The sequence below is a fragment of the Geoalkalibacter sp. genome, assembly GCF_030604225.1.
Lineage (GTDB): Bacteria > Desulfobacterota > Desulfuromonadia > Desulfuromonadales > Geoalkalibacteraceae > Geoalkalibacter.
Genome location: NZ_JAUVWH010000157.1, coordinates 1 through 6,400, shown reverse-complemented (window position 1 = coordinate 6,400; position 6,400 = coordinate 1). Strand labels below are relative to the sequence as shown.

General features: G+C 64.4%; 8 protein-coding genes and 1 pseudogene. 4 read left to right on the top strand and 5 right to left on the bottom strand.

Annotation, left to right across the window (positions count from 1 at the left end; translation table 11 throughout):
* Positions 1-108: pseudogene (locus tag QAT43_RS14915) on the top strand (zinc transporter ZupT); the annotation flags it as partial.
* Here QAT43_RS14915 and QAT43_RS13635 read toward each other — a convergent pair.
* From QAT43_RS13635 to purK, 5 genes are read right to left on the bottom strand one after another with little or no spacing between them, the layout of a single operon-like run.
* Complete coding sequence (locus tag QAT43_RS13635) at positions 77-481, bottom strand: helix-turn-helix transcriptional regulator (RefSeq protein WP_305043634.1); 405 nt, start codon at positions 479-481, stop codon at positions 77-79. The pseudogene QAT43_RS14915 and the gene QAT43_RS13635 sit on opposite strands and share 32 nt — an antisense overlap.
* 14 nt (positions 482-495) lie before the next feature.
* Entirely contained in the window at positions 496-798 is a 303-nt protein-coding gene (locus QAT43_RS13630) for a P-II family nitrogen regulator (protein ID WP_305043633.1), read from the bottom strand.
* Between the two features lie 4 nt (positions 799-802).
* Positions 803-1,762, bottom strand: a complete 960-nt coding sequence (locus QAT43_RS13625) for a sodium-dependent bicarbonate transport family permease (protein ID WP_305043632.1) — start codon at positions 1,760-1,762, stop codon at positions 803-805.
* 31 nt (positions 1,763-1,793) lie between these two features.
* Positions 1,794-2,297, bottom strand: a complete 504-nt coding sequence (gene purE / locus QAT43_RS13620) for a 5-(carboxyamino)imidazole ribonucleotide mutase (protein WP_305043631.1) — start codon at positions 2,295-2,297, stop codon at positions 1,794-1,796.
* Positions 2,294-3,484, bottom strand: a complete 1,191-nt coding sequence (gene purK / locus QAT43_RS13615) for a 5-(carboxyamino)imidazole ribonucleotide synthase (protein ID WP_305043630.1) — start codon at positions 3,482-3,484, stop codon at positions 2,294-2,296. The genes purE and purK overlap by 4 nt, the downstream gene beginning before the upstream one ends.
* A gap of 571 nt (positions 3,485-4,055) precedes the next feature.
* Between purK and QAT43_RS13610 the strand changes: the two genes are divergently transcribed.
* The 3 genes from QAT43_RS13610 to QAT43_RS13600 all read left to right on the top strand — a co-directional run.
* Positions 4,056-5,543, top strand: coding sequence for an ammonia-forming cytochrome c nitrite reductase subunit c552 (locus QAT43_RS13610; RefSeq protein ID WP_305043629.1), 1,488 nt, complete (start codon positions 4,056-4,058; stop codon positions 5,541-5,543).
* 73 nt (positions 5,544-5,616) lie between these two features.
* The gene (locus tag QAT43_RS13605; protein WP_305043628.1) at positions 5,617-6,090 is read left to right on the top strand and encodes a NapC/NirT family cytochrome c; all 474 of its coding nucleotides are present in this window, start codon (positions 5,617-5,619) and stop codon (positions 6,088-6,090) included.
* Between the two features lie 178 nt (positions 6,091-6,268).
* Positions 6,269-6,400, top strand: a 132-nt coding sequence (locus tag QAT43_RS13600; protein ID WP_305043635.1) for a glycogen/starch synthase, incomplete at its 3' end; no start/stop codon positions are given.

Here is a 6,400-nt window from a genome sequence, read left to right as displayed (position 1 = left end):
GATCAGCTGCTGCCCGCGGCCCAGGAATTCGGCGAGCACCACCATTCCATCGCCGGGCTCATCTCGGGCATGGCGGTCATGGCCCTGAGCTTGCTGCTGCTTTTGTAGCAACGGCCTTGGTTTTTTTTGGCGCGACGGCAGGCTCCCGCGCCTCCTGCTCCACCTCGTCTCCCGCGAGAAACAATCCCAGCAGTTCCCCCACCGTATGATTGCTTTCCAGGGCGTGGCGCAGCGGCCGGTCGAGGTCGATCTCGTATTGGTTGCGGCGGCCGTCGCGGAAGCGCCGCAGCACGGCGCAGTCCTCCAGGTCGCGCACGATCTTCTGCACCGCCCGTTCGGTGATGCCGACCAGTTGCGCGACGTCGCGCAGGCGCGCGCCGGGGTCGCGGGCCAGGCACAGCAGCACGTGGGTGTGGTTGTTGAGAAAGGTCCAGTCGCTGCCGGAGGCTTTGGGTGGGCGCGGGGCGCGGCTCGTGGGCATGGGTTCCTCGGCGGTCAGAATTTGTTGGCGCGGTGCACGTCCACGTCGCTCAGGTAGGCGACGATGGCGTAGTCCTCGAAATAGGTCGCGGCCAAGTGGTCCAAAATAGCATGGGCCAAAGGGCTCTGACAAATGCTGGTAAGACAGATGGTGCGGTTCTGATCCCAGTCGCCCTTGCGCTTGCCGCGCGCGCCCTCGCCGCGCACGTCGGCAACGGTGTAGCCGGACACACCGAGGCGTTTGAGGTCACGGACCAGCAGGCTTTCCAGGGCCGATTCGGCGATGATGGTGACCAGCTTGCGTTGGGTCAGGGGCATGGAATCAGCCTCCGAAGCTATGGGCGAAGCGCGCCATCGCATGATAGATGGGGATGCCCGCCAGGATGTTGAAGGGAAAGGTGATGCCCAGGGACGCCGCCAGATACAGGGTCGGGTTGGCCTTGGGCACGGCGATGCGCATGGCCGCCGGCGCGGCGATGTAGGAGGCGCTGCCGGCGAGGGTGGCGAGCACCGTGGTGCCGCCCAGGGACAGGCCGCTCAGCAGCCCGGCCAGGGTGCCGAGCGCCCCGCTGAGCAGGGGCATGGCCATGCCGAAGATGACCAAGAAAGGGCCGGCCTGGCGCAGATCGCCCATGCGCCGCGAGGTGATGATGCCCATTTCCAGCAGGAACAGGGCCAGCGCCCCCTTGAACAGGCCGGTGAACAGGGGCGCCACGGCTTCGGCGCGATCGGCGCCGCTGAGCAGGCCCACCAGAAGCCCTGCGACCAGCAGGTAGATGCTCTTGCCGAGAAACACCTCGTGCAGCAGCGGCCCCCACTTGATGCCGCCGGGCGTGGTGCGCATGCGGGCAATGAGGATGCCGATGGCGATGGCCGGAATCTCCAGCACCACCAGCAGCACCGTGACGAAGCTCTCGTAGCTTTGCCCGAGGCGCGTCAGATAGGCGATCACCACGGCGTAGGTCACGGCGCTCACCGAGCCGTAATGGGCGGCCAGGGCCGCGGCGTCGGGGCGGCTGAAGCGGCCCAGGCGCCGCAGCAGGTTGTAGGCCGCGATGGGGATGATCACGCCCAGGGCCACCGTGGCCAGGGCGGGGAGAAACACCTCGCCGGGCGCCGCCTTGGACAGCTCGATGCCGCCCTTGAGGCCGATGGCGAACAGCAGGTAGATGCTCAGGCTCTCGTAGAGCTGGTCGGGAAAGCGCAGGTCCGATTTGAGCAGGCCGGCGGTCAGTCCCACCACGAAACACAGGACGACGGGATCGAGCAGGTTGTCGAACATTTCGGCGGATGTCTCTCCTTGAGGGGCGGTTTCAGGCGGATTGCGGCCGGCCTTCGAGGGCCGCGGCCTTGTCGAGCACCGTCTGCTTCTGGCGCTCCTTGAAGGCGCTCACCGCCTCGCGCAGCGCGGGGTGCTTGACGGCGAGGATCTTGGCGGCGAGCAGTCCCGCGTTCTGGGCATTGTCGATGGCCACGGTGGCCACCGGCACGCCGCGCGGCATCTGCACGATGGAGAGCAGGGCGTCGAGTCCTTGCAGGGCGGTGACGTTGACCGGCACGCCGATCACCGGTAGCGGCGTGATGGCCGCCACCATGCCGGGCAGATGGGCGGCGCCGCCGGCACCGGCGATGATCACCTCTAGGCCGCGCGTCGCGGCGGTGCGCGCGTAGTCCATGAGGCGCTCCGGAGTGCGGTGGGCCGAGACGATGGTCATCTCGTAGGGCACACCGAATTGGGCGAGGATCTCCGCCGCCTGGCGCATGACCGGCAGGTCCGAATCGCTGCCCATGATGATGCCGACTTCCGCTGTCTTCATTGCTGATTTTCTCCTTTTATTTTGAGGATGCTCTTGAGCTGGAGGGCGATCTCCAGGGCTTTTTCGGGATTCGGGTTCAGCACCACCGCATGGCCCATCTTGCGAAAGGGGCGCACCTCGCGCTTGCCGTAGAGATGCACGCTCACCCCGGGCAGGGCCAAGGCCTCGGCCAGCCCCAGGATCAGGGGGCGGCCCTGGGCGCCGGGTTCGCCCACCAGGTTGATCATGGCCGCCGGGGTGTGCTGGTCGACGGCGCCCAGGGGCAATCCGGCGATGGCGCGCAAGTGCTGGGCGTACTGGCTGGTCAGGCAGGCCTCGATGGTGTAGTGCCCCGAGTTGTGCGGGCGCGGCGCGACCTCGTTGACCAGCAACTCGCCCTCCTGGGTGAGAAACATCTCCACGCCGAAGATGCCCACGCCCCCGCAGGCCTGGGCGGTTTGCGCCGCCAGGGTGCGGGCGCGCTCGGCCAACTCGGCGGAGAGGCGCGCCGGCGCGAGCAGCAGATCCAGGGCGTTGCTGCGCGGATCGAAGAGCATCTCCGCCACCGGGTAGGCGCGCACCTCGCCGTCGGCCGCGCAGGCCACCATCACCGCCAGTTCCTTGTCCACCGCCACGCAGCGCTCCAGCAGGCACGGGCCGCTCAAGGCCTGGTCCAGGTCGGCCTCGTCGCGCAGCACCACCACGCCGCGGCCGTCGTAGCCGCCGCGCCGCAGCTTTTGCACCAGGGGAAAACCGAAGGCGCGCGCCGCCTCGGCGGAGAATTCATCGAGCCGCACGAAATGCGCCTGGGGCAGCCCCGCCGCGGCCAGCAGTTCCTTCTGGCGCAACTTGTCCTGCAGGGTTTCGAGCAGGCGCGGCGCGGGATGAATGAGCGCCCCTTCAGCTTCCAGGGCTCGCAGGGACAGGGCGTCGATGTGCTCCAGATCGTAGGTGAGCAGGTCGCTGTCCGCCGCCAGTTCGCGCAGCTTGTCGCGCTCGAAGAAGCCGCCGATGATCTGCCGGTCGCATACCTGTCCGGCGGGCGAGGCGCCGGTCGGATCGAGCACCTGCACGGTGAAGCCGAGCTTTTTCGCCTCCATGGCGAGCATCTTGGCCAGTTGTCCGCCGCCGACGATCCCCAGGCGCAGGGGTGGGCAGAGGGTGCGGTCATCTTGGGTGGTCCAGTGGCGGCGTGCGAGGTTGGGCATGGGGTGCGGGGCTCTTTCTTCGCCAAGGGCGAGGCTGAGGTAAAATACGAATAAGAATTCGCGAACCGAATGTTGCGAAATAAATATCTAGATGCTGCAAGGATGTCAAGGAGAATTTTTACGCTTCGCGAAAGGCGCGGTGTTACCAAAGGGTATCGCGGGAGGGCAGTCAGAGGCGGGTCAACGGGCCTGGCCGGGAATTGCACGGAGGGATTCGGGGAGAACAGAGGGTTTCGCGACGCTCTTTGTTGCCTTTTGGTAACTTGGCCGCTTTGGTGTTACGATTTCGTCACGCCGGCTGGGGTTGGTTTAATGTAAAAGCCTGAATGGTCTGTCCGGACTTGTTCTGGTTGCTTTGGATGTTGTTGAAATGCATGTTCTTTTTTTTCAGGCGAGGGTTCTGGCACAATTCTGGAACAGGGCTATACTTGAAAACAATCTGTGCTTTTGAACAGTTTCCGGCTAGGGAAAATCCAGATTCCGGAAAAAAGGAGGTGATCGCCAAGCGCACGACCCGGCGCCATCGTTTTTTGGAGGCTGTATGTTGAATCCACCAGAGGAGAGAACCATCATGAAGAGACTATTGGTCCTGCTTGCCGCTGCTTTGTTTCTTTTCGCCACCCTGGCCGTTGCGCCGGCGGCGGACGAGGACGAGGGCAACCTGAAGTTCAAGAACCTGCCCCAGTACGGCACCTATCTAAAGAACAAGGACGATACCCAGATGACCGAGTACGGCGGGTCGGTGCCCCATGACAAGCATGACGGCATCAATCCCCTGCCCAAGGGCTACAAGCACGCCCAGCCCTACCTCAAGAACCTGTGGCTCGGCTATCCCTTCAGCTACGAGTACAAGCGCGCCCGCGGCCATACCTACGCCATCGACGATATCTTCCATATCGACCGGATCAATCGCTACTCCGAGCAGGCCGGCTTGCCCGCCACCTGCCTGAACTGCAAGGTCAACAACATTCCCCAGCAGGTGGCGAAACAGGGTGATGCCTTCTGGTCGACCAATTTCAACGAATACCGCCCTCAGTACAACGGCGAGAAACACGCCATCGGCTGCACCAACTGCCATGACCCCGAGAAGCAGATGCGCCTGGCCATCACCAGCATTCCCCTCGACGAGGCCCTCAAGCGTCAGGGCAAGGACTGGCGCGAGGCGTCGCGCAACGAGATGCGCTCCCTGGTCTGCGCCCAGTGCCATGTCGAGTACTACTTCGAGACCAAGGACCACGGCGTCGCCGCCAAGCCCCACTTCCCCTGGGATCTAGGCATGAACCCCGAGCAGATTTATGAGTTCTATGTCAGCGGTCAGGCCGAGCGCGACGGTTTCAAGGGGGCGTTCGCCGACTGGACCCATGCCGTGTCCAAGACGCCCATGCTCAAGACCCAGCATCCCGAGTACGAGATGTTCCACGACAGCGTGCACGGCGCCGCGGGCGTATCCTGCGCCGATTGCCACATGCCGCGCGTCAAGGTCGGTCCGGCGACCATCTCCAGCCACCACTGGACCTCGCCGCTCAAGACCGACGAGGGCATCAAGGATGCGTGCCTCGGCTGCCACGCGGATAAAACGCCGGAATTCATGCGCACCCGCGTCGAGTACCATCAGGCCAAGACCTGGCGGCAGCTCAACATCGCCCAGGAAAAATCGGTGCGCGCCCACGAGGCGGTGCGCCAGGCCATGGAATATCCCGGCGTCGATGAGAAGATCCTCGCCGAGGCGCGCGAAATGGTGCGCAAGGGCCAGTGGTTCTGGGATTACGTCTCCGCCGAGAACAGCGCCGGCTTCCACAATCCCACCAAGGCCTTGAACACCCTGGCCTCTTCCCAGCAGTACAGCGACGAGGCGGTGCGCCTGGCGATCCGCGCCACCAACTACGCCATCGCCAAGAGCCTCGACAAGCCCATCGCGGAGCTGGTGCCGCCCATCATGGAGCACAGCCGCAAGCTACAGCAGAGCCAGGAGCACCTCGACAGCCACGTGTGGCTGAAGTACCTGCCGAAGTTCCCCGAGGCCGAACTCGTGTGGGACGGTTACGAGCGCCTGCGCTGAGCCGGGCGGGAGAGGCATCATCACCAGTGGAAGGGACGGGCGGTCGCGCCGCCCGCCCTTCGAGGGAGTCCATATGAAGAACCTGAGCCCGAACGCATTGATCATCCTGGGCGTGATCGCCTTGATCGTCATTGTGGGCGTAGGCTGGGGGGCCGCCAAGCAGACCTCCAAGGAAAGCTTCTGCGTGACCTGCCACGCCTACGAGAAAGTCTCCTGGGACCACGGCAAGCATCCCGACATCGGCTGTATCGCCTGTCACACCAAGGGCGTGATTCGCGACAAGATCGCCGGCATGCGCAAGGTCTTTCTCACCCTGACCGATCAGGTGGATCCGCATCGCAGCAATCTGCCCAGCTACAAGGACAAGATCAACGACAACTGCATCGCCTGCCACATGACCGAGGAAAAGCTGGCACTCATGCCCTTCTTCAAGGAGCGCCACGACGAGTACCGCAAGCATTCGCCGACCTGCATGGGCTGCCATGAGGCCGGTCATGTGGTCAAGCTGCGTGATCTGCGCCGCCCGGAAGTCCGCCTCAAGCAGTAGAATCGCCTGATCTTGCGTTAAGGAGAATGCTCGCCCGGGGCCGTGGAGCCGTTGCTGCCATCGCCCCGGGCGATTTTTTTCGCGGGCCCGCCATTCCGCGCTTTCCATCGTCGACGAACATGGTAAACTGGCGCCTTGCCGCAGGAATGCGGTCATTCTTTCGCCCACGAGGAGCGCCATGACTCCCCCACTCAAAGTTCTCATCGCCGCCTCCGAAGCCGTGCCCTTCGCCAAAACCGGCGGGCTCGCCGATGTCGCCGGGGTTTTGCCCCGCCACCTTGCGCAACTGGGTTGCGACGTGCGCCTGGTG

What these genes read in the sequence shown, in the direction of transcription:
- purE (WP_305043631.1), bottom strand. Translation starts at nt 2,297, where the DNA reads ATGAAGACAGCGGAAGTCGGCATCATCATGGGCAGCGATTCGGACCTG.
- QAT43_RS13605 (WP_305043628.1), top strand. Translation starts at nt 5,617, where the DNA reads ATGAAGAACCTGAGCCCGAACGCATTGATCATCCTGGGCGTGATCGCC.
- QAT43_RS13630 (WP_305043633.1), bottom strand. Translation starts at nt 798, where the DNA reads ATGCCCCTGACCCAACGCAAGCTGGTCACCATCATCGCCGAATCGGCC.
- QAT43_RS13610 (WP_305043629.1), top strand. Translation starts at nt 4,056, where the DNA reads ATGAAGAGACTATTGGTCCTGCTTGCCGCTGCTTTGTTTCTTTTCGCC.
- QAT43_RS13635 (WP_305043634.1), bottom strand. Translation starts at nt 481, where the DNA reads ATGCCCACGAGCCGCGCCCCGCGCCCACCCAAAGCCTCCGGCAGCGAC.
- QAT43_RS13625 (WP_305043632.1), bottom strand. Translation starts at nt 1,762, where the DNA reads ATGTTCGACAACCTGCTCGATCCCGTCGTCCTGTGTTTCGTGGTGGGA.
- purK (WP_305043630.1), bottom strand. Translation starts at nt 3,484, where the DNA reads ATGCCCAACCTCGCACGCCGCCACTGGACCACCCAAGATGACCGCACC.